This is a genomic window from Rhodococcus sp. UFZ-B548, from assembly GCF_903819475.1.
GTDB lineage: Bacteria > Actinomycetota > Actinomycetes > Mycobacteriales > Mycobacteriaceae > Rhodococcus_F > Rhodococcus_F erythropolis.
Window position 1 is genome coordinate 19,833 of sequence record NZ_CAIJDS010000050.1, and the last position, 24,974, is coordinate 44,806.

22 protein-coding genes are annotated in these 24,974 nt (G+C 61.0%); 5 read left to right on the forward strand and 17 right to left on the reverse strand.

Features of this window, described 5'->3' with window-relative positions; genetic code table 11:
• Positions 1-355 precede the first annotated feature (355 nt).
• The 4 genes from H7C86_RS29580 to H7C86_RS29595 form a co-directional block, all read right to left on the reverse strand.
• On the reverse strand, positions 356-2,659 hold the full coding sequence (locus H7C86_RS29580; protein WP_182262739.1) for a cation-translocating P-type ATPase: 2,304 nt from the start codon (positions 2,657-2,659) through the stop codon (positions 356-358).
• Positions 2,660-2,707: 48 nt separating this feature from the next.
• On the reverse strand, positions 2,708-3,052 hold the full coding sequence (locus H7C86_RS29585; protein WP_231915845.1) for a heavy-metal-associated domain-containing protein: 345 nt from the start codon (positions 3,050-3,052) through the stop codon (positions 2,708-2,710).
• 397 nt (positions 3,053-3,449) lie between these two features.
• Complete coding sequence (locus H7C86_RS29590) at positions 3,450-5,033, reverse strand: multicopper oxidase family protein (protein WP_182262740.1); 1,584 nt, start codon at positions 5,031-5,033, stop codon at positions 3,450-3,452.
• 78 nt (positions 5,034-5,111) lie between these two features.
• On the reverse strand, positions 5,112-5,381 hold the full coding sequence (locus H7C86_RS29595; protein ID WP_064113372.1) for an SHOCT domain-containing protein: 270 nt from the start codon (positions 5,379-5,381) through the stop codon (positions 5,112-5,114).
• A gap of 140 nt (positions 5,382-5,521) precedes the next feature.
• On the opposite strand from H7C86_RS29595, the gene H7C86_RS29600 reads away from it, so the two are divergent.
• Together H7C86_RS29600 and H7C86_RS29605 are read left to right on the forward strand one after the other, a co-directional pair.
• Entirely contained in the window at positions 5,522-6,280 is a 759-nt protein-coding gene (locus tag H7C86_RS29600; protein ID WP_030537785.1) for a response regulator transcription factor, read from the forward strand.
• Complete coding sequence (locus H7C86_RS29605) at positions 6,277-7,458, forward strand: ATP-binding protein (protein WP_030537784.1); 1,182 nt, start codon at positions 6,277-6,279, stop codon at positions 7,456-7,458. The genes H7C86_RS29600 and H7C86_RS29605 overlap by 4 nt, the downstream gene beginning before the upstream one ends.
• Before the next feature lie 149 nt (positions 7,459-7,607).
• Here the strand turns inward: H7C86_RS29605 and H7C86_RS29610 are convergent, their stop codons facing one another.
• Positions 7,608-8,372 carry an acyl-[acyl-carrier-protein] thioesterase gene (locus tag H7C86_RS29610; protein ID WP_030537783.1) on the reverse strand — a complete coding sequence of 255 codons (765 nt, stop codon included), beginning with the start codon at positions 8,370-8,372 and terminating at the stop codon, positions 7,608-7,610.
• A 586-nt stretch (positions 8,373-8,958) separates the two neighbouring features.
• Here H7C86_RS29610 and H7C86_RS29615 point away from each other — a divergent pair.
• The gene (locus tag H7C86_RS29615; RefSeq protein WP_051720982.1) at positions 8,959-10,188 is read left to right on the forward strand and encodes a prolipoprotein diacylglyceryl transferase family protein; all 1,230 of its coding nucleotides are present in this window, start codon (positions 8,959-8,961) and stop codon (positions 10,186-10,188) included.
• Positions 10,189-10,427: 239 nt separating this feature from the next.
• On the opposite strand, the gene H7C86_RS29620 is transcribed toward H7C86_RS29615, so the two are convergent.
• The 6 genes from H7C86_RS29620 to H7C86_RS29645 all read right to left on the reverse strand — a co-directional run bounded on the left by H7C86_RS29620 (position 10,428) and on the right by H7C86_RS29645 (position 17,530).
• Positions 10,428-11,375, reverse strand: a complete 948-nt coding sequence (locus H7C86_RS29620; protein ID WP_019747376.1) for a M56 family metallopeptidase — start codon at positions 11,373-11,375, stop codon at positions 10,428-10,430.
• On the reverse strand, positions 11,372-11,731 hold the full coding sequence (locus H7C86_RS29625) for a BlaI/MecI/CopY family transcriptional regulator (protein WP_019747377.1): 360 nt from the start codon (positions 11,729-11,731) through the stop codon (positions 11,372-11,374). The genes H7C86_RS29620 and H7C86_RS29625 overlap by 4 nt, the downstream gene beginning before the upstream one ends.
• Positions 11,732-12,193: 462 nt before the next feature.
• The gene (locus H7C86_RS29630; RefSeq protein WP_019747378.1) at positions 12,194-13,378 is read right to left on the reverse strand and encodes an Ig-like domain-containing protein; all 1,185 of its coding nucleotides are present in this window, start codon (positions 13,376-13,378) and stop codon (positions 12,194-12,196) included.
• 185 nt (positions 13,379-13,563) lie between these two features.
• Positions 13,564-14,235 (reverse strand): DUF305 domain-containing protein, encoded by a 672-nt coding sequence (locus tag H7C86_RS29635; RefSeq protein WP_223304577.1) that lies wholly within the window; start codon positions 14,233-14,235, stop codon positions 13,564-13,566.
• 519 nt (positions 14,236-14,754) lie between these two features.
• Positions 14,755-16,680 carry a copper resistance protein CopC gene (locus H7C86_RS29640; protein ID WP_182262741.1) on the reverse strand — a complete coding sequence of 642 codons (1,926 nt, stop codon included), beginning with the start codon at positions 16,678-16,680 and terminating at the stop codon, positions 14,755-14,757.
• Positions 16,681-16,687: 7 nt separating this feature from the next.
• Positions 16,688-17,530 (reverse strand): F510_1955 family glycosylhydrolase, encoded by an 843-nt coding sequence (locus tag H7C86_RS29645; RefSeq protein ID WP_030537778.1) that lies wholly within the window; start codon positions 17,528-17,530, stop codon positions 16,688-16,690.
• A gap of 521 nt (positions 17,531-18,051) precedes the next feature.
• Between H7C86_RS29645 and H7C86_RS29650 the strand changes: the two genes are divergently transcribed.
• Positions 18,052-18,378: a metal-sensitive transcriptional regulator gene (locus tag H7C86_RS29650; protein WP_051720984.1), complete on the forward strand. Its 327-nt coding sequence runs from the start codon at positions 18,052-18,054 to the stop codon at positions 18,376-18,378.
• 294 nt (positions 18,379-18,672) lie between these two features.
• Here H7C86_RS29650 and H7C86_RS29655 read toward each other — a convergent pair whose 3' ends face one another.
• The 6 genes from H7C86_RS29655 to H7C86_RS29680 all read right to left on the reverse strand — a co-directional run bounded on the left by H7C86_RS29655 (position 18,673) and on the right by H7C86_RS29680 (position 24,416).
• Positions 18,673-19,083 (reverse strand): PASTA domain-containing protein, encoded by a 411-nt coding sequence (locus tag H7C86_RS29655; RefSeq protein WP_259349324.1) that lies wholly within the window; start codon positions 19,081-19,083, stop codon positions 18,673-18,675.
• Between the two features lie 24 nt (positions 19,084-19,107).
• Positions 19,108-20,616, reverse strand: coding sequence for an apolipoprotein N-acyltransferase (lnt, locus tag H7C86_RS29660; RefSeq protein WP_231917504.1), 1,509 nt, complete (start codon positions 20,614-20,616; stop codon positions 19,108-19,110).
• An 89-nt stretch (positions 20,617-20,705) separates the two neighbouring features.
• Positions 20,706-22,337 (reverse strand): cytochrome c biogenesis protein ResB, encoded by a 1,632-nt coding sequence (locus H7C86_RS29665; RefSeq protein ID WP_058228113.1) that lies wholly within the window; start codon positions 22,335-22,337, stop codon positions 20,706-20,708.
• Complete coding sequence (locus H7C86_RS29670; RefSeq protein ID WP_003944619.1) at positions 22,334-23,140, reverse strand: cytochrome c biogenesis CcdA family protein; 807 nt, start codon at positions 23,138-23,140, stop codon at positions 22,334-22,336. Before H7C86_RS29670 ends, H7C86_RS29665 begins: the two co-directional genes overlap by 4 nt.
• Positions 23,137-23,781 carry a TlpA disulfide reductase family protein gene (locus H7C86_RS29675; protein ID WP_003944594.1) on the reverse strand — a complete coding sequence of 215 codons (645 nt, stop codon included), beginning with the start codon at positions 23,779-23,781 and terminating at the stop codon, positions 23,137-23,139. Before H7C86_RS29675 ends, H7C86_RS29670 begins: the two co-directional genes overlap by 4 nt.
• Complete coding sequence (locus H7C86_RS29680; RefSeq protein WP_182262743.1) at positions 23,778-24,416, reverse strand: TlpA disulfide reductase family protein; 639 nt, start codon at positions 24,414-24,416, stop codon at positions 23,778-23,780. Before H7C86_RS29680 ends, H7C86_RS29675 begins: the two co-directional genes overlap by 4 nt.
• A 128-nt stretch (positions 24,417-24,544) precedes the next feature.
• On the opposite strand from H7C86_RS29680, the gene H7C86_RS29685 reads away from it, so the two are divergent.
• A complete protein-coding gene (locus H7C86_RS29685; protein WP_019747393.1) occupies positions 24,545-24,910 on the forward strand; it encodes a DUF4229 domain-containing protein in 366 nt (121 codons plus the stop codon).
• Positions 24,911-24,974: the final 64 nt, after the last annotated feature.

Here is a 24,974-nt window from a genome sequence, read left to right on the forward strand (position 1 = left end):
GCCCTCTCGTTGTGACCGCCATTCTTGCGGCAGCGACTGTACGGATACCTCGGTGGCATGTTCCCGTGTTGTGGCAGATCGTCGGCACCTCTGGGCGTGATGTTGTGGGGTCCACGTGTGTCTCAATACTTGAGCCTGCCGGTGGCGGATATGCCTTGGTTAGCTGTTTGGTGAAGATTCGATGAAGGACCATGGTGTCCCCCGCAGTCGACGACTGCCCTCGTCCGCGATGGTGGTCGTCGTGGAGTGAAACCTTTGGATTCGTTGCGGGTGGACAGTGGGACCTCGCCGCGCCTCGCATCCGAAGAGTTCAGGGCAGACGGCAATTACCGGGGCAATCGAATTCGGGACCAAGTCAGTGATCGGAGTTTGTGGCATGACTGGTGAATCGTCGTAGGCGCAAACTGTTCGTGACGACGAAGATGGAGCTGAAAGCCATGGCGGCGCCGGCGATCAGCGGGTTCAACAACCCCAGCGCCGCCAGAGGCAACGCCGCCACGTTGTAGGCGAAGGCCCAGAAAAGGTTCCCTTTGATGGTTTTCAACGTCGAGCGCGACAGACGGATCGCATCTGCGGCGGAGCGCAGGTCGCCTCGGACAAGGGTGAGATCGGAGGCTTCGATGGCGACATCGCTGCCGGTGCCCATGGCCAGACCTAAGTCTGCTTGTGCCAGAGCAGCGGCGTCGTTGACGCCGTCACCGACCATAGCGACTGTGTACCCACGGCTTTGGAGGTCTTTGACGGCGTTGACTTTGTCCGCGGGCAAGACTTCGGCGATGACATCGGCGGCTTCGATCCCCACTTGTTTTGCGACGGCGACGGCGGCGCGAGCATTGTCGCCGGTCAGCAGGATGGGACGTAGTCCCAAGGTTCGGAATGCAGTGATGGCCTCTTTCGAGGTGTCCTTGACAGTGTCCGACACGACCACGATTCCGCGGATCGAACCGTCCCACGCAACCCACACCGGGGATTTTCCGTCGGCTTCCGCGGCGTGTGCGGCCACCTCCAGATTCTCGGGTGCGACGAGAGACCAGTCCTGCTCCAACCAGGTTCGCCGACCTATAGCAACGGCTCGGCCGTCTACGACACCGGAGACGCCTCGGCCGTCGTGGTTGGAGAAACCTTCGATTCTCGGCAACGATCGGCCGTCAGCTCGAGCTGCGAGAGTGATGGCCCGGGCGATCGGGTGTTCGGAGCCGTCCTCCAACGCTCCTGCGACAAAAAGCAATTCGTCGATATTCTCGCCATCTGCGGTCACTGTCGAATCGACACTCATGCGCCCGGTGGTGACGGTCCCGGTCTTGTCGAGCACGATGGTGTCGACCTGACGGGTGGATTCGAGAACCTGGGGGCCTTTGATGAGAATCCCCAACTGGGCGCCGCGGCCCGTTCCGACCATCAGAGCCGTCGGTGTGGCCAACCCCAATGCGCAGGGGCACGCGATGATCAGCACGGCAACGGCGGCGGTGAACGCCGCCACCATCGAGTGACCGGTCAAGAGCCACGCACCCAACGTCATCAGTGAGAGAACGATGACGACCGGGACGAAGATTCCGGAGATGCGGTCGGCGAGACGTTGGACCTGAGCCTTGCCGTTCTGTGCATCTTCGACCAGTCGTGCCATCTGAGCGAGCTGAGTGTCGGCGCCGATACGAGTTGCTCGAACGAGGAGTCGCCCTCCAGCGTTGACGGTGGCGCCGACAACGGCGTCGCCAGGGCGCACTTCCACTGGCACGGATTCGCCGGTCAGCATGGAGGCGTCCACCGCAGATGCGCCGTCGGTGACGATGCCGTCGGTCGCGATCTTTTCGCCGGGGCGGACGACGAAGATGTCACCGACCACCAATTGTTCGGTGGGAATTCGGATCTCGGTGCGTTCCCTCAACACCGCTACGTCTTTGGCTCCCATGTCCATCAGTGCGCGTAGGGCTGCACCCGACTGCTTCTTGGCGCGGGCTTCGAAATATCGCCCCGCGAGTATGAAGACGGTGACCGCAGCAGCGACTTCCAGATAGATGTGGTCCGCTCCGCCCTCCTGCTGTGGGAACAGACTGAACTCCATCTTCATGCCGGCCATTCCGGCGTGACCGAAGAACAACGCCCACAGTGACCACAGATAGGCCGCCGACACCCCCACCGAGATCAGAGTGTCCATCGTTGCCGCGCCGTGTCGAGCATTCGTCAGTGCAGCCCGGTGGAAGGGGAGTGCGCCCCAGACGACGACGGGGGAGGCAAGCGTCAAGGCCAGCCACTGCCAGTTCGTGAACTGCAATGGCGGGATCATCGACAATGCGACCACCGGCACAGTCAATGCGAGCGAGACGAGCAGCCGGGTCCGCAGTTGCGAAGCCTCGTCCTGGGTCCGAGTGTTCACCCCGTCGGTAGTGCCGACCTCCCCGGACGAGCCCTTGGGGGCAGGCAAGGTGGCGGTGTATCCCGTTGCCTCGACGGTGGAGATCAAGTCTTCAGGTGCTACCGCACCCGTGAAATCGACCTTCGCCTTTTCGGTCGCGTAGTTCACTGTCGCGGTGACGCCGTCGATCTTGTTGAGCTTCTTTTCGATTCGCGCGGCGCAGGAGGCGCAGGTCATGCCGCCGATGGCCAGTTCGACACTGTGTGCGGACTCGGCAGCGACGGTCGTGTTGTCCAGGGTGCTCATCAGATGTACCTCTCCTGACCTGCCTACGCTGGCGGTGTGGACGCCTGGTCAGATGTTCGCGAGATGATAGTTGCCGGCGTCGTCGAGAGCGGCAGCTACTTGTTCCTCGGTCAGCGGCGCTGAAGCTGTGACGGTCACGGTGGAGACTCCTCCGGCGACGAGATCGATATCCACCTCGCTCACTCCGGGGAGGGCGCGCAGCTCGTCCGTGACGGCGCCGACGCAATGCCCGCAGGTGAGACCGGTGACCGCGAAGGTGTTGTTGGTTGCAGACATGATGTCCTCCGTAGTGGTGGGCGCGGATGTGGTGGGTGATTTCTTCGTCGAGTTGCATCCACAGCCGCGTTGCGTCTTGTCGAGTAGATTCGGCTGCGAGTGGGTCTGACCGCTCATGATTCCCTTCCTGTCTGGTACCCCAGGGGGGTACCAGTTTCTACTATACTCGCGTTCGGAGAAGGTGAGTCAAGGCTGCGCCTCGACTACTTCCGTCGGACATTTGGTCGGATTCTCCCTCGTGTATTCGCCCGCGCAGAGAACGTCGAATTTCGAGCGCCCCGTGGAGTGCCGGCAGGTGTGCACCGGAGCCATGGGCAGTTGCGCTGTTCGCGGGATTTCGATCCCAGTCCAGCGCAGAGGCAGAGGCCGGGGATTCCGGGACGCTGACCCGATGCCGGGGCGGCGCAGTCTCACCTCGCCGAACGAGGCAGGAAGAGGCATCGAATGAGATGCCGGCCCAATCAGGTCGCGCCTCCCGTGCTGGTTCGATCGTGTGTTCGGACGTCTCCACGTGTCAGACGATGTAGTCCAAGCGAGTCATCATACCCGACTCCTGGTGATATCCGTTGTGGCAGTGGAGCATCCAGTCGCCCGGGTTGTCGGCGATGAGATCGACAGCGACAGATTCCATCGGACGAACGATGACTGTGTCCTTGCGAGGTCCGACACCGCCGTCACCTTTGACCACTTGGAAGGTATGCCCGTGCAGATGCATGGGATGCCACATCATCGTCATGTTGGTGAACGTGAGCCGGGCGCGGTCCCCTTCTTTGACGGTCAGAGGTTCGGTTTGGTCGTAGTTCCGACCGTTGATTGTCCATTGGTAGCTCATCATGTCTCCCCCGAGGTCTGCCACGAGATCGACACCGGTGCCATCGCTTCGCGGCAGAACGACACTTTCGGCTGCAGTGAACGTCTCGACCGTGCCCACTCGACCTGCCAATTCCCGAGGGAGGAACGACGCGTCGGGCGCAGCGCCCGAGCCTGTACGCAGCAGCGCCCGAGCCTGAGCGTTCTTACCCTCGGCCGCGGCGATGAGCGGGAATACACCGTCCTTGACCGTGACGATCACGTCGTAGCGCTCACCCATGCCGAGGAGAAGCGCATCGACTTCTGTGGGTACGACCGGAAAGCCGTCCGTATGGGTCACGGACATCACGTGATCGGCAAGGGCGACTCGAAAAGCGGTATCCGCACCCGCGTTGATGATGCGAATTCGCACACGCTGACCGGGAGCGGCCGAGAATGTTGTCGGTGCGGAAGCTATCCGCCCGTTGATCAGATAGTAGGGGTAGCTGACGTCACCCGCGTCCCCGCCGAGCAGAGCGCTGGATGCTGCTGAGCTCGGGCCACCCGAGGTGGGGGGCGGCGTGGTTTCGTTCGACCCGTGGTTCATGCCACCCATGCCGGGCATGTTGCCCATTCCGGATCCGCCCATCGAACCCATGCCGTTTCCGGACTGGAGGTCGGAGAGGATCTGTTGCGGGCTCGTGCCGATTCCATCCGTCCAGTCGTCGAGAACGACGATCCATTCGGCGTCGTAGTCGGCGGGCTCGCGGGGGTCGTCGACGATGATGGGGAGGTAGAGGCCGTAGTCGGTGTCGAGACCGACATGGGGGTGAGCCCAGTACGTTCCCGAATGAGGTACGGAGAAACGGTATGTGAAGTTCTGCCCCGATTCGATGTTCGGGCTTGCCGGCATGGCGCCGTCCATGTCGTTGCGAAGCGCGATGCCGTGCCAATGCACCGATGTCTGATGATCGAGTCTGTTGTTGACGGTGATTGCGAGCTCGTCACCGACATTCGCGCGAATCAAGGGACCGGGAATACTGTCGCCGTATGCCAGGGTGCGCACCGTGATGCCGCCGAGATCGATATCGGCGCCCTGCGGATTGAGCGTGTAGTCCACGGTGCGACCGGTATGCGGGCGCGCTGCCTCAGCGGTCGTGATGGCATTTTTGTCGAACGGCGGGGGGGTCGGGTTGGACGATCCGCTGGTGGTGCATGCGGTCAACGCCAGGCCTCCCGCCCCCGCCGCCGTGGCGGCGAGAAACGTACGTCGACTGAAAGCCGATCCTGTGGACGGCGCAATAGCCATGATTGTGATTGTCCTTGTCTAGTCGTTGTGGAGAAGCGGAACTGATACGCCACCGGGCCCGGGGCGGGCGTCCCAGAGTCAACGACTCTCGTGTCGATGAGAGGATCGATCCAAAGCTTCTCTGCGGGAGCGATACTCGTCATCGTCGATCTCGCCGCGGGCGTAGCGCTCATCCAACAGGTGCTGCGCATTCGTACCACGGAGTTCGCTGCGGTCACTGCGTCTGGGACGAAACAATGCAAGTAGGGCCGCAATGACCAATCCCCAAAATGCGATCATCGCCAGCGCCATCAGAATCCAGCTGACCCAACCCATTCCATAACCCGAATTCTCGCTCCACCACATCATGTCCGTTCACTCTCCTCACCTTCGATAGTGCTCGCCGAACCCTCTGGGATTGGTGTGCTTTCTATGAAGATTCGCTGAAGAGGTGACCGCATACCGTGTATCGCGTGCGCAGCGGCGGCTGAGGAGTCCACGATGGTGGCATGGACAGTACGTCAACACGGTCAACCGACGGGTACGCAGGTTTTCGGGCACTGGTCGTCGATGACGAACGCCCACTGGCCTCGATCATCTCGAGTTACCTCGAACGAGAGTCATTCGAGGTGAGTGTGGCCTACAACGGTTTCGACGCTCTCGCCCTGGCACGTGAGGTCGATCCTGATGTGGTGGTCCTCGATCTCGGGTTGCCCGGTATCGACGGCATCGAGGTATGCCGGGAACTTCGTACATTTTCGGATGCATACGTGGTGATGCTGACTGCTCGCAGTGAGGAAGTGGACACCATCGTCGGGCTTTCTGTCGGTGCCGATGATTACATGAGCAAGCCGTTCAGCCCCCGAGAGTTGGTAGCGAGGATCCGCGCGATGATGCGCAGACCCCGCAGCGGAGTCGCGCACGGTACAACTGCGAGAGCGGTAACCCGAGACGAGGAGAGTCCGCCAATGACGTTCGGGGTGCTCAGGATCGACGTTGCCGGGCGAGAGGTCTCGGTCGCCGAGAAACCGGTTCTGCTGACTCGGACGGAATTCGACGTGTTGGCGGCATTGGCCGCTCGGCCGGGGATGGCGTTCAGCCGTCGGCAACTGATCGAAGCAGTGTGGGGTCCTGCGTGGACGGGGAACGAACATCTTGTCGATGTTCATATCGGTCATCTGCGCCGCAAACTCGGCGATGATCCCGCCGCGCCTTTGTATGTCAATACCGTGCGCGGCATCGGGTACCGAATGGGTTCCGGAAAATGACTACCCTGGAAGAACTTTCGTCTCATCAGGGGCGTACCCGCCGAGGACTCGGTGTCGGCGTGCGTTTGTTGATGGCCCAAACGCTGGTCTTGGTGGCAGGAGCGGCCACCTCATGGGTCGTTGCAGTCACTGTCGGTCCGAGTTTGTTCCGCGAGCATCTGCGCCGCGCGGGCGTGCCTCCGATGTCTGAGGAGCAAATGCATGCCGAGCAGGCATATCGCTCGGCAACTGCGGTCTCGTTGTCCGTGGCGATCGGCGCAGCTGCGTTGTGCGCGCTGGCTGTGACCTGGTATCTCAGTCGTCGGCTGCAGCGGTCGGTGACTGCGGTGTCAACTGCCGCCACGGCAGTCTCGGCGGGAAACTACGCGGCCAGAGTCCCGCCGCCGCAGCTCGGTGACGACTTCGACGCACTTGCGACGGCCTTCAACGAAATGGCGGTCCGTCTCGAGTCTGCCGAGTCGATGCGTCGACGGTTGCTGGCAGATCTCGCGCACGAGATCCGGACGCCGGTAGCTGTTCTCGAAGCATTCATGGAAGCGCTCGAAGACGGAGTGGAAGCTCTCGATGATCACACCATTGCGATGCTCAGAGATCAGACCCGACGTCTGGCACGGTTTTCCGGCGACGTCTCGGCGCTGTCCGATGCCGAGACGAATCGAGCTGCAATCGAACCGACATGGACCAGACCTGAGGTACTGGTGAGCTCAGCGGTAGCGGCGCACGAAGAACGATACGACACGAAAGCAGTCATTCTGAGCGTGGACGTCCCCGGAAATCTGCCGTCGGTGTGGCTGGACCCGGAGCGCATAGGGCAAGTGTTGAGCAATCTGCTCGACAACGCACTGCGCCACAGTCGATCACAGAGCACAGTGAAGGTGCGGGGACGGGTGAAAGGGGATCGGTTCATCCTCACACTCACCGACGAAGGCGATGGAGTCGCCGCCGAGCACCTCCCCTATCTGTTCGAGCGTTTCTATCGCGCCGACGCAGCACGCGATCGTGCTCACGGAGGGGCAGGGATCGGACTGTCCATCGCGAAAGCACTCGTCGAAGCACACGGTGGACAGATCACCGCCGCGAGTGACGGAGCCGGGCAAGGCACCACCTTCGTTATCGCGTTGCCAGTACATCGTCCGAAAGGGCGGCACATCGACTGCCGGGGAACTGTCGATGCGTGACATTCGACGCGACATTCGAGGTAATGGAAACGCTCCGGGAACACCCACTCACCCCGCCGCTACCGGCACACCTGGTCAAGAACTCGTGAGGTGAACCGATCAATGACGATTCAAGAGACCAGAGCGCAGAGGTGACCCGGCCCGGGGACTTACACTTCGATCGCTGTGACGTAGGCACTCGCGCACACCGAACCCGAGACCAGGAACCAACTACTCAGGCTCTCCCCTGAACTGTGATACCGCACGGTCACGTCGTTTCCCGCGGTGATGGGAGAGCGATATTCGAGAATCGCTCGGTAGGGGAGTGGATTTCGGGGTCCGGCCCAATCTCTGATCAGGTCTTCGACAGGCTGCCAATACGTGGCGTTGTTGACGTGGTTGAACGGATCGATATCGCTCGATCGTAAGACGAATGTCGTTTCCTCCCCATCGCCCGGATGAGCGGTGTGCCAGGGTTTCCACTTCAATCGGTGATCGTTGGCGGTCGAACCGAGTCCGGCCATGAAACTCTCTTCGATCCTGGAAGGCATCCCGTTGACCGGATTGAGATTTATCCAGAATCCTTCGGTCTCGATCAAGCCGCCGCCGTCGGATTCGATGCGGACACGCATCGTGCACCACCTGCTCGACAACCCCGAGCACCATCTGCGCATGCGCACACGAGCCGGCCAGCTGACCGGACGAATGACATCGATGACTGTGCGGCGCACGACCCACACCGGGTGGGCAGCCGCTGCGCCGCTCGCATCGAGATCGTCGAAACCGATGTCCTGCAGATAACGTGCAACGCCATCGAGTCGCACCGTCCCGGAGACGTCGATATCTCCCGTCCGTACCGGCCGAGAGGTTTCGAACACCGCGCCATTGGTCGGCAAATCCACCAGGCGGTGGTTGCGCATCGCGTCAGCTTCCATTTTGCAGATCCCTTAGATGTGATTGTTCGCTTCGATACTTTGCACACCCTTGCTGCAACGTAGTGCGATCCCTACGCCCAGTCCCGCATCAGCCGCCGGGTCTGCCGCAGTCGTACCCAGTAGTCCGTGCCCGGTCTCCGAACATGGTGAACAAGGAGCCTATCCAGTCTCGCAAACTACTACACTGTCCGCGCGATTGCCGGTTGACGTTCGATGTCCTTTCCAGGTCCTTCTTGAGTGTGCCCAAGATCGTTGCGGCACCATGGAATTCCCATATTCCTCGGCTCGGCCTCGAAGCGCCTCGTCTCGCCGCAGTGCCCACCCGCGCGTTCGCGCTCGACCTCTACCTACTATCCAGGTTCGTAGTTCAGCTACTATCGACCTTAGTAGTTCGGTGGGCATCCGCGCCAACCGAGAGATTGGGGCGACGGTGAGCAAAAAATCAACCAAAACCCGCGCGAAACAGCGGTCTACGACGCAGAGTCGAGCCCGACGCGCCACGTCACCGAAGCGGAACCCCACTTCACGACCGCACGACGAAGTCGGCACAACACCCCGTGCTAGGCCCAGTCCGGCCGGTAGTGCCGTGGAAGAACTGGCCGCAGCGGCCGCAGCGGCGTATCTGAGTAAAGCAGCGCCGACGCCAGCCTCGGCCTTGGCTCAAGCACCGCCGGCGCCGGCCATCGCCGAAAAGGCGATGCCCACCAAGCCATCGGGCACTGAACGCGTTGCCCGGCCATTGGGTGACGACGAGTCGACCGCTGCAACGGAACTCGCTGCGCCCGGCGGTGGGTGCGCTGAAGCGTTCACGCAGATAGAACCACAGGGGCTCGCAGCAACGTACTGGGGAGAATCGCCCGAGGTTACTTCCGATCTGTCGATTCTGTTCCGAGGAGCCCGCAACAGCCCGGGCAGCGAACCGGAACGTTTCGAGAGGGTCACCCACGTCAACGGTGTTCCAGCGGGGGAACGCTTCGCGGTGACTGCGAGAATCCGCGGAATCGCCACTGGTAGTTGGACTGTCAGTGCCGAGCGCATCGAAACTCCGGACGACACCACCGGGCAGTTCGACATCGCAGCTCCGCAGACCGCCACGGCCTGGACTACCGCAGCGCCATTGGTGCACGGGCCCGGCGTGCGACTCTGGACGTGGCCGCTGTTGGTCGGTTTGGGTGCAGTGTTCGCCATCGTCATGCAGGCACTGCTCTTGACCCGTATGAGCGAGAACGCCACTGCGGCAGTTCTCATTTCGATCCTCGGCTGCCTTCTCGGCTACGTGGGTGCGAAGCTCTGGTACTTGGCACTTCACCGCCAGAGCCTTCGAAAATTCGTCTCTGCCGGCGCATGCATACAAGGATTTTTGGTGGTGTCGCTCGCGGTATTGGTGCTCGGCGGAGCAGCCTTCGGTCTGGGCGTCGGTGTGTTACTGGACATGACAACGCCCGGGTTGTTTCTCGGGATTGCGATCGGGCGCCCGGGATGCTTTTTGACAGGATGCTGTTCGGGTCGACCTACCAGGTCGAGATGGGGAATGTGGGCTTCGGACCGGACTCTCGCGGTGCGCCGAATCCCCGTGCAACTGATCGAAGCGTTCGCAGGCTTGATCATCGGCCTCGCGACACTGATTTTCGTCCTCTACGGCACCGAAACGCCCTATGACGGAGCAGTATTCGTTGTCGCCGCGGCTATCTACACGTGGGTCCGTCAAGGGTTGTTCCCCTATCGTGCGGACCCTCATACACGGCGCGGGCGGCTTCTGACCAGCGCGGCATGCGGAATTGTCATCGTCGCGACGATTCTGCTGGGCGTGGTGTGATCGTGACCCAGAGTAGTAGCCTTTTGCGCTTTTCTGCCGATGCCACGTGCGCAGAAGGTGAGTCTCACGAAAATTGGGATGGCCACGAATCAAGTTTCGCGCGGGATCTGGCCAATTCGATTGGCGCCGCGTTCGGTGCATGAGGCCGGTTCAGTTCGAGGAGGGGGTGAACCGGCCTTGAGCACTGGCCCCCTGCGGGCCGGACTCCTTGTTCGTCCACGACCCGGTTTCGCACTGTTTCAAGCACCTGCTGCGCATGAAGCCATCGCCATCGCACCCAGTAGCGCCAGAAGAGGCGCCGCAGGTAGGACGATCGCCGTTCCGCAGGCAGCAAGGGTGCGGAGGTAGCGAATGGGCGCCGGGTGGTGGGTGCGGTGGGAGGACAGACGATCAAGTCGCAACGCCAGGCAATCCTGCGCTATTCCCAGAGCCGCCACGGGCACCTCGTGAGGTGTCATACTGCAGAGTGCGCGGTGCACGGATTCGCGCCCATGCTGACGAACGGCTCGGGAGTCGGCTTCGATTTCCACCAACGCACGGACCAATGGGGGCGAAGATCGCATGATCGGAAGCCACGGGAACGCGTAGGCGAGCGTTTGCGCTGCACTGACGAGCAGATGGTGACGGCCCGTGATGTGTGCCCGTTCATGCGCGAGCACTGCAGCCAGAGCCTCGGTGTCGAGTTGATCTCTCAATCCATCGCTGGCAACGACAAGCGCAGGGCGCCCAGCGATGCTGTAGGCGAAGGGCACAGAAACCGGGAGCCAGAGCAGTGACGAGGACCGTGCACCCCCCAGAATGCGCAGCAACCCGAGGTGCTGCTGGTGTAGCTCGCGGCGGGTACGGGAGAAGCTGAACAGATGGACGGTGCCTCGCACCGCCCCGATGACCAGGGCTGACCCGCCGAGTACACCCACCGCCGTCTCGAGCCTGGCCGGCGCGTCGTCGTGAAGGGCGAGCCAACAGCTGTGGGCGAATTCGATCAGCGACGAGACACCCCCGTGACTGGGTAAAAGGCTCAAGATCACCGGGACACTGATACTCACTACAGTTCCGAGTGCCAGAGCGCCCCACAAGACGAGGACGACATGCGGATCAACGCCGCGACGCATCATCGATCCGAGGAACAGCGGGGAGAGTGCGGCAACGAGAAGGCCACCGACCGCCCACGCGAGGACGGCTGTCACTTCTTGCCTCGTTCACGCAATCCACGCGCCAGGATCTTCGATTCGACGTCGGATGTCCCGCGAACAAAATGCAACAGGACCCCGGTCGGGTCTCCTGTGGATTCGAGAAGTGCGCGCAACCCGTCAGCTGCCGCTTCCTCGCGGCTTCGCGTGGCTTCGTACCAGTACGCGCGCCCGTTTCGCTGACGATGCACCCAACCTTTGCGATGAAGATTGTCCATGACGGTCATCACCGTCGTATACGCCGGTTCACGGTCGTCATCGAGGCCGTCGATGACGTCGCGAACACGGACCGGTTCGGTGGAGCGCCACAGCACATCCATCACCAGCGCCTCGAGCTCTCCCAGACCTTGCATTTTTCCTCCTCGTAGAGCTGCATTCGTCACCGCACCGTGTGAGTGCCCAACCTGCAACCTCCGTCGCTTTCGTACGGGGCCCAACCAGCGCTGTCGGTGATTCGTCGGTCACAGTGATGTGGGACCGCTCGATGAGGGTGTCGTGTCGACTCTGCACGCTGGAGGTTGCCGAGACGGCGAACCGGAGCCCTGTAGAAATACTATCTGTTCTGCTTCCCGTCGCCGCCCCGATACGGCGGCGGTGTCTGGCGACCTCCTCCAGCGACGATCTGCCGAACCCCTGTCAGCTCTGACAGTGTCAAAGGTTTATCCAGCACTTTCGCGTCGACTACGGGAGAACGTCTCGCGCTCAACGACACGATGGCCAACGACATCAAGCGCATGGAAATGCTCGCGATTCCCGCCGTCGGTGCGGAGCTTCTGTTTGCGATTCAGCATCGTTTGCCGGCAGGGCGACAGGTCTTACAGCGCGCTGCCTTCCGACCATCGGTCCCACGGCACACTCCAGTCGCCGTTCTGCCACAATTCGAGAGGGGCGCCGCCGGTATTGCGTATCTCCACGACATCTCCGGGAAGCGAAAAATCATAGAACCATTGAGCATTGGCGCGACTGAGGTTCAAGCAGCCGTGTGAAACATTGGTATTGCCTTGCGCCCAGACTGTGTCTTCGAGTTCGTGAAGGTAAATTCCGTCGGTGCTTATTCGGGTGGCGTAGTTGATTTTTTCCTTGTACCCCAGCCGGGAATTGACGGGAAGTCCGTAGGTCGACGAGTCCATGATCACGGGGTTGGCCTGATCGAGGACGGTGTAAATGCCTGGTTGGGTCCAGAAGGAGATCGTTTGGCCGTTGACGAGCTCGGTTCCTCCCATGCCCATCGATGTCGGCATAGTGCGCACAGTTTTGCCGTTGCTCGTGACCGTCACTTGCTTGGTCGTATCGTCGGCGACGGCGATATGCGAGTCGCCGATGGTGAATGCAGTCGTGGCGTCTTCCTGTCCGAACAGTCCGCCACCGAGCGGGACGCCGAAGACCGCAGCCCGGACCGTGACCTCGGTGCCGGGGGGATAGTACGCACGAGGTCGCCAGTGAACATTCTGGTCATCCACCCAGTACCACGAGCCTTCGAGCGGCACCGACGTTTGCACAGTCAGGCTTTTCTCCGCCGCTGCACGATCGAGGATCGGCTCGTCGAAATGCGTGACAATAACGATCCCTACCCCGAAAGTGCCACCATCTGTGAGGAGGTTACCCCCGGCCGTCACGAAGGATGGTTTGGTCAGGTTCCGCGGCTTGACTGTGGAGAAGGTGCTGGACTGATCGAGACGTGAGCCATCGTTTTGGGTGGCTGACGCTGTCATCGTGTAGGTCTTCCCGTAGTCCAAGGACGCGCCGGGTTTCCACACCTGCCGGTCAGGGGTGAAGATGCCATCGACCACAGCCCCGCCCACTTCGGTGAGCACTACCGAGTCGAGCCTCCCGCCAACAGATTCCACCGTGACCGGATCAAGGGGGTTGACGGTATCTGTCCCCCCGGAAGGAGTCATCACCAGCGCGGAGACAGGAGAGTCGTTCTCGGCGGGCGCACCCGTGTCACTCGGTGCGGACTGCGGTGCTGTGGAGGTGCATCCTGTCAGCGTTGCGACCATAAGGACAAGGACGACTAACCCTGTATGCCGTGTTGAGGCCATAATTGTTCCTTCACGTCAGTGGGTGGGGAGCGCCGACGAAGACAGTGATTCGCAAGGGACGCAAGTAATCAGATGGAAGATCAGAGCGGACAACGAGAAGAGAGGCTTCGACGGACAGGCCTAGCCACTCGCCAGTTTCCGGATCAGTTCTGTTGCAAAAGTGCTTGCATCGCGGTGATCTCGGACTGCTGTGCGGCGATGATATCGGTAGCCAATTGCTTGGCGTCGGCGTTGTCGCCATCGGATAGTTCCGATTGGGCCGTCGCGATCGCGCCGGAGTGATGTTCGATCATCATCTTCAGCCACGCGGTGTCGAAGTCCCCATCGCGCAGCCCCTCCAATTGAGCGATCTGCTGCTGGGACATCATTCCTGAATCAACCCCGCCGTGGTCCATTCCATCCATGGAGTCCACAGGGGAGGTGGCGTCGGACGTAGGTTGACCCCATTGTTCGATGAGCGCTGCAATCTGATCCATTTCGGGCCCGCGAGCGGTTTGGATCGAAGCGGCGAGTTCGAGTATTCGAGGATTGGTGGTGCGACTGTCAACCATCTTTGCAATCTCGACGGCCTGTGCGTGATGTGGATACATCATCGCGACGAACTGCATATCCGCGCTGTTGGCGCCGTTGGGCTGCGAGGCCGCGGAGGAGTTGGACATGTTTCCGCTGTCGTTGCTCGACATTTGGCTCATGTCATGGCCGCCGCAGCCGGCGATCAGCATCAGACCGGCGGCAGACCCCGCTGAGACTGCGATACGTGTGGAAACAGCACGTGTAAGCATCATATTTTTCTCCTGGAATGTGTTGTTGTGCAAAAAATTCTTCTGGGGAGGGGCCGTCGACTCGGATGGTCAGTAGTTCCGCTATGAGCGTCTGTCGTATCCGCAGCGCCGACAGTTGGTTGTGTAGGGGCAAGGTGTCGTGCACGATGCACGTCTGCGGCAACAGGGGAACGTGCAACCCTCCACTCACGCGTGCCGGTATGATCCTTGTCTTCGCGCTCGATGACGACTGTCGCGGTGATCAGCGTGGTGTCGTGCGCGCCGGGCAGGACCAGCGAGGTGACGGTGGAACCTGCAATCAGAAGGTTGCGGTGATCAAGACAAGCGACAGCAGGGGATGAGTGGTTGAACAGACTGCAGGCCAGAGCCACCGCTACCGGTTCGTCACCCTGCGTATGCCGTAGGAATTTCGAAGGCCTGGGCGCGGCCAGTGCGCGGGTGCGACAGAACTGGCAGGGGTGAATGAACGAGTAAGGGGAGATCATCGCAGCTTCCGTTCCTATTGCACGGTGACAGTTCACTGGACGTGAATATCTCGTCAGTTCTCCCCCATCAGTTCACTTCGGGGTAGACGAAGGTGCGGGTGATGAGATGTTTTGCATCGCTTAGTGTTTCGGAAACTATTCGTCCAGTTTGGTCGAGGTCGAGCAGTACGTTCATACCCGCAGCCGGATAGCCCAATGCCAGACGGAGTTGCCGTCCGGCGCTGGGTAAGCGCACCGCGATGGGCGCAGTCCCGTCCGCATACGGCTCCTGGGCGAGGAAGAACTCGCTGGACAGACTTAGTTGCTGAGGTTCGGGTCCGACGTTTGCGGCATCACTGGTCACCGATTCGTAAAAGGTCAGATTCTTCTGAGTGCGGGTGATATCTACGGCTCGAGCGAGATCGGTGTCCCCGGACTGAACAGGCCATGGAATTAACATGCTGACCGTCCCGCCCAGCCACCCTGTCGCCGCGGCCTCGAGCGTGAGCATGCTTTCACCCAGTGGCCAATCGGCTTGCGCCACGAAGCATCCGGATCCGCACCCGCGCAAGGGAAGGGAAGTGTTCTGCCCGCTCGCCCGCAGTGCGCCGATCAAGGTGTATTCCTGGTCCGGTTCCTGAGCGTAGTAGTCGACGCGGCGCGGAGTCGACAGTCGAACCACCAGCTGCCCTTCGCTGGCGGCGACGCTCACCCCAATCTGTCCAGCCAATGTTCCCAGCGGCAGAACCGGACCGATGGCTGCAGGTGGTCCCGGCTGGGCGGGTGAATTGGCAGGCGCCGTCGAGACTAATGCAGCACTGATGGCGAGCACGGAGATCAGGAGGATGCTCTCGATACGAATCTGATTGCGCAGTTTGCCCACTTGTTCAGTTCTGCGCATCGTCCGCCGTGCAGATATCGCCACACCCGAGGCGGCGATGACGAAGAGTAGTTTGACCGTCAGAAGTTGCCCGTACGGGGTGGAAAACATTGCGGCAACGGGGATCAGCAACAATGCCGAGATCGTACCGGTGGTCACGACGACGATGAAGGTCCACAGCGCAAGTCGTGTGTAACCGGCCACGACCCACCGAACCGGGGCATGCTGACCCCGCCACGCGAATGCAGTGCGAACCGTGTGGAGCAAAGCGCCGACCCAGATTGCCGCTGCCGCGAGATGAACGGCGGTGAGAAACGCGCCCCATCCGGGAGCGACGACGTTTGCGTGCGAGCGCAGCCCTTCGGCGGCAATGACCAGCAGAAGGGCTGCGCTCGCAAGTCTGGTGCTCCCCGCGGCTTTCAGCGCCAAGGCCAACATGAGCCCACACGTCTCTACGAGCAAGATGATGCCCGCACGTTCTTGCCATAGCGCAGCAACGCTGGACGAAGCGGCGAGCGAAACCATAAGGCCTGCAACACCTACCAAAGCAATACAAGCGCCGGCCGGAAACCAGGTGCGCAACTTCTTCAACGAAGGGTTCTCGGCGTGCGGTACAGACGACAATCTCTCCGCGACAAGTGTCCCGAGCGCGAGGGCGAACCCGACGAACAGCAGCCACCGGAGCACGGTTTCCGTCCACGAGGTCGAGGCGCTGTCGTCGCCACCGCCACCGCCGCTGTCGGTCAAAGCGAGGCCGACGGCAAACCGAAAGTCTTCCTCGACGAGGTCACCATCTGCGCCGATCACTTGCCACCGGACGGTGTAGGTGCCCGGCGACGGAGCATCCGAGAGCCGGGAAGTGATTGCACGGCCACCTTTGGACGACTCTGCTGCCTCCATCGGGCTCTCACGGCCTGCGCCGTCCAGGACTTTGATCGCATCGGTCCCGGCGGTGACTTGTTCGTTGAAGATCAGGGTGATGGCTTGCGGAGGCTCGGAAACGGCAGTCTCCGAGCCAGGTTCGGTAAAGAGCAGCGTGGGGTGAGCGTTGGCGATGCCGGCGCCCAGAACCACAAGGACTCCCGCAACGAGCACAAGTGTGATGCTCTGGAACATTCGAACGAACAACGACATGTTCAGGTCAGTTCAAGGCATACAGAGACTGAGAAGTCGCCGCGTACGCGCTGTCGTAACTCGCCGCAGTCAACGCTTCGACTGCTCCGACATTAGCGCGCTTCTCCCAGCCTTTTCCCTCCCTGCTCCGCCAGGCGAATCCATCTTGATCGACCCCCCACAGTGCATCCGAGGAGCCCGCGATCAGCACCATGGACGGCGCTCCAGCGAACTTTGTGAAGGTGCGCCCGTCGTCGCTGCTGTACTGCAGCCCTGACGAGGTGACAGCCCATGTCCCACTCTCGGTGAGAGCGAGGGACGCCACACCCAGGGCACCGCCGGATTCCCACGACTTTCCCTGATCCTTCGACACCGTGACACCTCTGGCCCCGTCGAAGCCGACGAGTGTCGTGCCATCTGTAACCAGAGAATGAAAGTCGACCTGTCCCGCGAGCGAGCTATCCGTCCAGGTTCGGCCGCCGTCGTTGCTGGTGCGTAGGCCAAGTGGGTTGGCTGCGGTACTGGACGGTCCCGGGTGCCCTGAGGAAAAGAGCGTGTCACTGCCCGCCACGCCCGCCAACCCCATCAAATCGTCGTCGGAATCACCCACTCGCACTGTGTCGCCCGAATCTCCGATCGCGAACAGTCCGCGATGCGTACCCGCCAAGATGGTGCCATCGGCGTTGATATGCAACCCGTGCAGATGGTCAAGTTCGGGTGTGAGCTCCACCCCTGGTATGGGCGGGACGATGGACTGGCCGGCCTTGTCGTCGTTTCCCTGCGTCGAACAAGCCGCAAGAGAAACGGCGATGAGAGCGGCGCCGACGAGCCCCACGATTGGGGACGTTCGCGCACGACGACTATTGGGCATCTGGGTGTCTCGTCCTGTATTCGAAGGGATGGCAACATTTCCGGGCGACTGGTACCTTATCTACTAAGATGCATAGTAGATGAGGGTGTTGGCTGGCTGCGAATTCACCCCCTGCAATGGTCTAGTGCAAGGGAAATGCTCGCCGTCGAAGCCCCTGATCTGATACGGCAGGGAGGTGCAATTGGTCTGGTCCCACGCACGGGTCGACGGGATGACGGCGCATCGCGTCATTGGTGGCGCAACCGGCGGTGGGCAGGAAGTTTGAACACAGGGCGGGTGCAGCGGTACTGCCTAGCCCTGGTGGCAGGAATGATTGAGAGTTCTTCTCGTGTGGTCACTTACCCGGAGATCTTGCAGTTGGCGAAGCGCCCATACAGACGGGATGCTGCTCAACGTGCCTTCGTGTGTGCCACTGCTGCACTACACCGTAGCCAGGGCAGGTCCAATCGATTGTCGCCCACCATGGAGACGACGTGATTTCGCGTCTGGCCCACTACGGGCGACGAGACCAGGGGAATCTCGTGGGCACAACTAATCCGGTTGGTCCAGGCCGTCGTGACTATGCGACCCACGGATACATCAGCGCAAAGGACTTGTACCTCAAACGCCTCAAGCGTATTGAGGGTCAGTCGCGAGGGCTGCAGCGAATGGTTGAAGAAGAAAGGTGCTGCATTGACATCCTTACCCAAATATCGGCGATGAAAAAAGCGCTGCATGCAGTAGCTATGGAATTGCTCGAAGACCATCTCAGTCATTGTGTCGTCGATGCCGCCGCAAGAGGGGGCGCCGAATCCGACGCCAAGATCAGGGAGGCCGCCGAGGCGATCAGACGGCTCGTGAATTCGTGAGGACCCTCCCATCTGATGTCCGAAACGATCTACTAGTCGGTGGGGCGGAATTTCGATGCCGTTTTATCGAAAGTCATTTACTTAGAATGTAGTTACGATCGAATCATGTTTTTTGAATGCGGGAGCGGGCGGCACATAGGGAAGCACTCCGCATGTTCCGTATTCCGGAGCGATTTCTGCTCGCCACAACCGGGATCCGAGGTCCTCGACGGGAATCGAGTTCATGATGAGCGCGTGCGGTGGCAGTCCCCACCGGGTGGGGATCGCCGAAGCATCATGGTGGCGCACCCGGGCTTATCGTGGGCCTGGGGTATCTGACGGTGATGGGCTCGTCGTGGTGGTGCTCGGTGTCGAGGATCCGTCACTTATGTACAGGGTGATGGTGGAGCCCGGAAGTGCCGCTCCCGACGGAGCTGTCGCGGTTGCTGTCCCTCTCGCGCTCAGACTTGACGTGAGGGAGACCGTCACTTTGAACCCGGCGTTCTGCAACAGAGATGTTGCGGCGGACTCGGTCATCCCGACCACGTCGGGTACCTGATCCCCGGCCGAACCGCGAACATATTTCTGGTCCAGCGGGGGTAGCGTGATGGGTCCGAAGTTGCTCGCGATCGGTCCCATCGCGTTGTACCACGTTCGGGCAGGTTCATTGCCGCCGTACAAATCGTCATTGGTGAACTCGTTTCGCTTGTGCACTGGCACCGACACTGAATTACTATCATGCATAGTAATTCATGTTCTCGTTCTTTCACCCCGCCGAACCCGGTACATGCCTCTGAAGAGTGCCGAAGCGGCGAGAGAAAGCACGATCGCAGACAACGCGAGTTCCGGAATCGAACCCACACGTGTTGCCAACGTGAGATCGGAGCGAACGGCGATCTCGTCGGTCAATGCTTGTGCTGTGAAGATCTCGCTCTGTTGACGCACCACACCCGCTGGCGTGATGATTGCGCTGACACCGCTGGTTGCTGCGATCAGCACACTGCGGCCGTGTTCGACCGCCCGCACCCGCGACATGGCCAGCTGCTGAAAGGTCATCTCGGTCCGGCCGAAGGTCGCGTTGTTGGTGGGAACCGCGATGACGGTGGCTCCTGCCTTGACGGACTCGGTCACCAGATCGTCGAAGGCCACCTCGTAACACGTGGCAACAGCTACCTGAATTCCGTTGAGGTCGACGACGCCGTTCCCGTTCCCGGCAACGAAATTGCCCGCAGAATCGGCATATGACGACACCGCACTAACGATCGATCGGAGCGGCAGGTACTCCCCGAAGGGCACAAGCTGCCGCTTGATGTGTTGCTGCCCAGGGCCGTCCGTCGGATCCCAGACCATGGCACTGTTGATCGATGTTCCTGGCTCGCCCTGCAGGACCGTACCGACCAGGATCGGGGCGCCGATAGAACGGGCTGCTCGGTCCAGTCGATCCGCCGCATCCCGATTCGTCAAAGGATCTATATCCGAAGCGTTTTCGGGCCAGATGACAAGTCGTGGCCGGGCTGCTCGGCCCGCTGTGACCTCAGCTGCGAGTTGTTCGGTGCGGGCAACATGATTGTCGAGCACAGCTCGGCGTTGGGCGTTGAAATCGAGGCCGAGTCGCGGCACGTTGCCCTGAACGACGGTCGCAGTGACGACCTCGTCAGGGGCGGCACCGGGAGAACCGGTCACCAATGCACTCACAAAGATGAGGACGATGCAAGCGCCACCTTTCGCCAATGCTTGCCATCGAACATTCAAGGGCCCAGCCAGTGACCAGGCGATGAGTGTTCCGATCAGTGCAGTCACGAAGGAAAGACCTGGCGCCCCCGCGATCGAAGCCAACGGCAGCAGCGGGCCGTCTGCCTGCCCGAAGGCCAAACGCCCCCACGGGAAACCGCCGAACGGAACTCGGCTACGAAGTGCTTCTGCGGTGACCCATGCACCCGCAATCCACACCGGGGAAAGCGGAGCGTGGCCGACGGCCACCGCCAGTACGCCGAACACTCCGAACGCGAGCGCTTCAATCGCCGCCAACGCCAACCAAGGCGTTGCACCCACGTACGCTCCGACCCATGGCAGCAAGGGAACGAAGAATCCCAGTCCCGCGGCATAGCCGAATCCGAAACCCGCACGGAGACTGCGCCCCTGGAGAACGACGGTCAGCAGGGCGATGGCTACAGGGGCGAGAAACCACAGCGTGCGCGGCGGAAAGCTGAGAAACAGCAGCCACCCAGCGCCCACCGAAAGAGCGAGACGCAAAGCGATCCCACCGTGGTGCCGTTTGGGGCGACCACTCTTCAGGCATGCATCTAATTCACTGTCGGCAGTGATCGCACGGTCGACCGAAAGGACCCTCACAGGCCCGCTCTCGTAGAAGGAGAACTGCGCTGGTCAGTCAACAATTTCTCACAGAGATCGTCGAATTCGCCGCCCCAGCCGGCATGATCGGTCCGCGCGAGTCCACCGAGTTCGAGATCAGCCTGCTCCGGTCCCGTCCCCGGGCGTAGGCGGATCCACACTCGCCGCCTCCTGATCACGAGCGAGATCAGAAGTCCGAGCATCATCGTGATCGCAAAGACGAGAACCCACTGTTGCGCAGGGTCGTACGACACCTGCAGATTGGCGAATTCCTTGGCGCCGTCGAACCGAACCTGTGTTCCATCGGTGAGAGTCCGCGTCTCTCCAGGGCGGAGGTTCACACGATCTTGTTTGACCAGCCTTCCTTGGTTGATCATTTCCTTGTTCAACGAGAAGATCGATTGCGGGATGCCGGTGTCCAGACCCGTATCGCCCTTGTAGATGTCGATCGCGACCGCAGGGTCACGCGCATCGGGAAACGACGAAGTCAGAAGCGTCCCGCTGAAGGAAGCGGTCGGCGCGAAGAGTCCCTCGATGGCGATCTGATTCTTCCGGCGCTCGTCCGGATTCGGAAACGATCCACCTGGCGGATCGAACCGCAACGCCCCACTGCTCAGGAACGTGACCGCATCGTCCGGTTGAAACTGCATCGTCTCGGTACGGGACTGTCCGTCGGGAAAAGTGACGGTGAACTGCGGCGCGTACCCATGGCCGGTCAGATAAACACGGGCACCGTCGGTACGCAGCGGTTCGTTGACCCGAAGACGATAGTCTTTCCAGGTATTGGTCGCGATATCCTGCCCGCTCTGATACGAAATGTTGGAGGTGAACATTTCGGCCTGACCAGTATCGAGATAATCTGCGGAAAAGTCGTTGACCTTGATGCAAAAGGGCGCGAGACCCGTGCCGTCAGTAGCACTTCCCGCGCGGAACGAGTCGTACACGGCAGGTGACGTATTACAGAAACCGGGGCCGCCGTCGGCAATGACGATCACCGAACCCTCGTACCCCACCAACTTGCCGATCGCGACGGTGACGAGCAACCCGATCAGCGAGAAGTGGAACACCAGATTCCCGGCCTCACGCAGATACCCCTTTTCCGCGGAAACCGATACCTCGGAATCCTTTTCGGACCTGACGGCTACCCGCCAGCCCTTGAGCGACTGCCGCACTCTGGTGAGGGCCTCGTCATGCGAGATGTCAACTACGCCGTGGAAATGGTGCGGCAACCTGGACAGATTCCGAGGTGCTCGTACAGGTTGGCTCCTGAGTGCGCCGAGATGCGCCTGCAGGCGTGGAACAAGACAGCCGATGAGAGAGAGAAACAGCAGGACGTAGATCGCAGTGAACCAGAAGCTGGAAAAGACGTCGAACAACTCCAGCTTGTCGAATAGCGGGCCGAGGGTTGGCTGCGCCGCGATGTACTGGGAAACTTTCTGTACGTTGAGATTTCGCTGAGGCAACATAGCACCGGGAAGTGCTGCGAGTGCCAAGAGGAACAGGAGCACGAGCGCGGTGCTCATCGACGTCAACCGGCGCCAATTGTGGCGCAGTAGTCGAACGCTTTCTCGGATAATCAGTCTCGGTAGGCGGCGGATGCGACCTCCCGCGGTGGCGTTATCTGTCATATCGGCAGCACGACCGAACTGACGAATTCGTTGCGTAACCAGCCGACGAACATGCCCCACACGCCGGTGACCAGTGCGAGCCCGACAGCGACGAGCATTATTCCGCCGACGATCTGAATCGTCCGTGAATGGCGTTTGAGCCACCCGACGCCGCGGAGAGCTTTCGCCGACCCGAACGCAAGCACGATGAACGGCAGTCCCAATCCCAGACAGTAGGCGACAATCAGTATCACGCCCCGCGCTGCTGTCGTGCCTTCAGTTCCGGCCGCCACCGAAATAACTCCGGCGAGGGTGGGGCCGAGACATGGTGTCCAACCCAACGCGAACACGCCCCCCAACAAGGGCGCGCCGGCAAGGGAGGAGATACGCCGCGGGGCGAACCGTGTGTCTTTCTGCAAGGCAGGAATCAAGCCGATGAAGGTCAACCCCATCACGATGGTGATCACACCACCCACCCGTTGGAGCAGGTCTTCGTTGATGCGCAGGGTTCCGATCACCCCGAACACCGACGCGGTGGCGAGAACGAACACCACGGTGAATCCGGCAACGAACATCGTTGCCGCGCCGGTAACCCGCCATCTGCCTGCAGGTTCCGAGGTCTCGTCGCCACGGGTCACCGCTGGAGAATCAGCTCCGGAAATGCCGGCCAGATACGACAGATATCCGGGAACGAGCGGCACCACACACGGCGATGCGAACGACACCAGACCGGCCAGAATGCACGCTGCTACGGCGAGCAGTAACGGGCCGCTCGCGGCGGCGGTCTGGAAGCTGGAGCCGACACCTTGGGCGAGTTCGTTCACCGCTCGGCCGCCACGCGCTCGATGACCGGTTGCAGATCCTCGGTGAGAAGTGCGCGAAGAAACACAGCGGCGACGCGCTGTCTGCGATCCAACACCAAGGTGGAGGGAATCACGCTTGTCGGATAGTTTCCGCCGAGCGCTGTCAAAGTTCTCATCGACGGGTCGTAGATCGAGGGGTAGCTGACGTTGTTGTCGACGACGAAGTCCTGGGCCTTGTCTCGTTGAGGATCTCGAACGTTGATCCCGAGAAACTGAACACCGAGACTTTCGGTTGCTTCGTACGCGCGCTCGAGATCGTCGGCCTCGGACCGGCACGGGGCGCACCATTGCCCCCACAGATTGATCACGACGACCTGACCGGCGTAATCAGTGAGTGAAATATCGCTACCGTCGGCCATGAGGTCAGGTCCGGCCAATACACCGATCATGTTTCGCGATTCGGGCGGGTCGTACAAAATATCGGTTTGTCCTCCCGGTGACACGAAATCGAAATTCGCACCCGAAGCGACTGCATCGGTGCCGGTTGCACATCCACTCGCGGCGACGACGATCGCAGTGAGAATAGCGACCAGTGGGAGGATGCGGGTCGGTTTTCCGAGTACGCGTTGTCTCGATTTGCGAGGGAGTGCGGGGGCATTCATTTCATCAACTCACTTACAGCGGAGCGTATTTGGTCAGTGTTTTCGAAAACCATGGGGGTTGTAATCTGTTCGACGGACCCGTCACGTTGGACGAGAAAGCTCAGCGGCAGAACTGGCGGCGCCGATAGCGCAATTCCGATGTCGTCGACCGCAGCGAACGAGGGATAGTGCACGCCTGCAGCGGTGAGAAGCGCTAGTGCTGTGGACATGTCGTCCTGGACGTTGATCCCGACTACTCGGATGGAGCCCGGAGTACCTGCATAGTCATTCAGGACCGGGATTTCCGATCGGCACGGCCCGCACCACGAGGCCCAGAGGTTGATCAGGGTCGGCTCCCCGGACAGCGCTGCACCGAGGTCGACCACAGTATTCTCGCCAAGACACGTCGCTTTGATTCCCAGGAGTTCTCCTCCAGCGGGCGGTACTGCCGGGGCCACAGGACAGGGAACCGCTGCTGCCGCGGACTTCGAGGAAAACCCCGAGTCGACGCGATCTTCATCTGCCTGGGCGGCCGGAGGCACTTGAGGCCGGGTCGAGGAATGGGTCTCGGTTGACGTTGATCGAGGCCAGATCGCCACGACGAGAAGACCGATCACAACCAGGAAGAGCAGGAACCACCGAGACTGTGCCTGCATGCACTTCCTCCAAGCGTGGTGCGGTGAACCGGGACAACACTGAACTACTATTGTGCATAGTAGACATATGGTTCGTTCTGTCGCCCCCGCCAACCAGAGGCGGGATCCGAACCCGAGAATCGAGCATCGTGAAACGCCAGTCCGCTCCGAAGGGCCGTATCAATCCACCAGTCAGCCCAGAAATTGCGGCACTGGGTGCCCATCAAGCACCGCAGACGCGCGTGGCGCGGATCAACCGTGTAGCACGGTCAAAGCTCGTGCGTCTGGTGATGTACTACACCGCGGTTCGACTCGCCCTGATCGCCGGCCTCGCAGTGATCATCATGGGAATCAACGCCATACTCGAACTCGAAATCCCCGGTGTGTTAGCACTGTTCGGGGCGGTGCTGCTCGGATTCGCCATCTCTGCGATCGCGTTCCGGTCATTGCGCCGCCGGATCAATGAAGAAGTGATGGTCGTAGATGAAAAACGGCGTGCAATGCGCACCCGGTGAAGGGTTCCCTCCGGTTAGGTGCGCGTGAAAGCTCCAGTAACGAAAATGCCCAGCATCGGTGCCA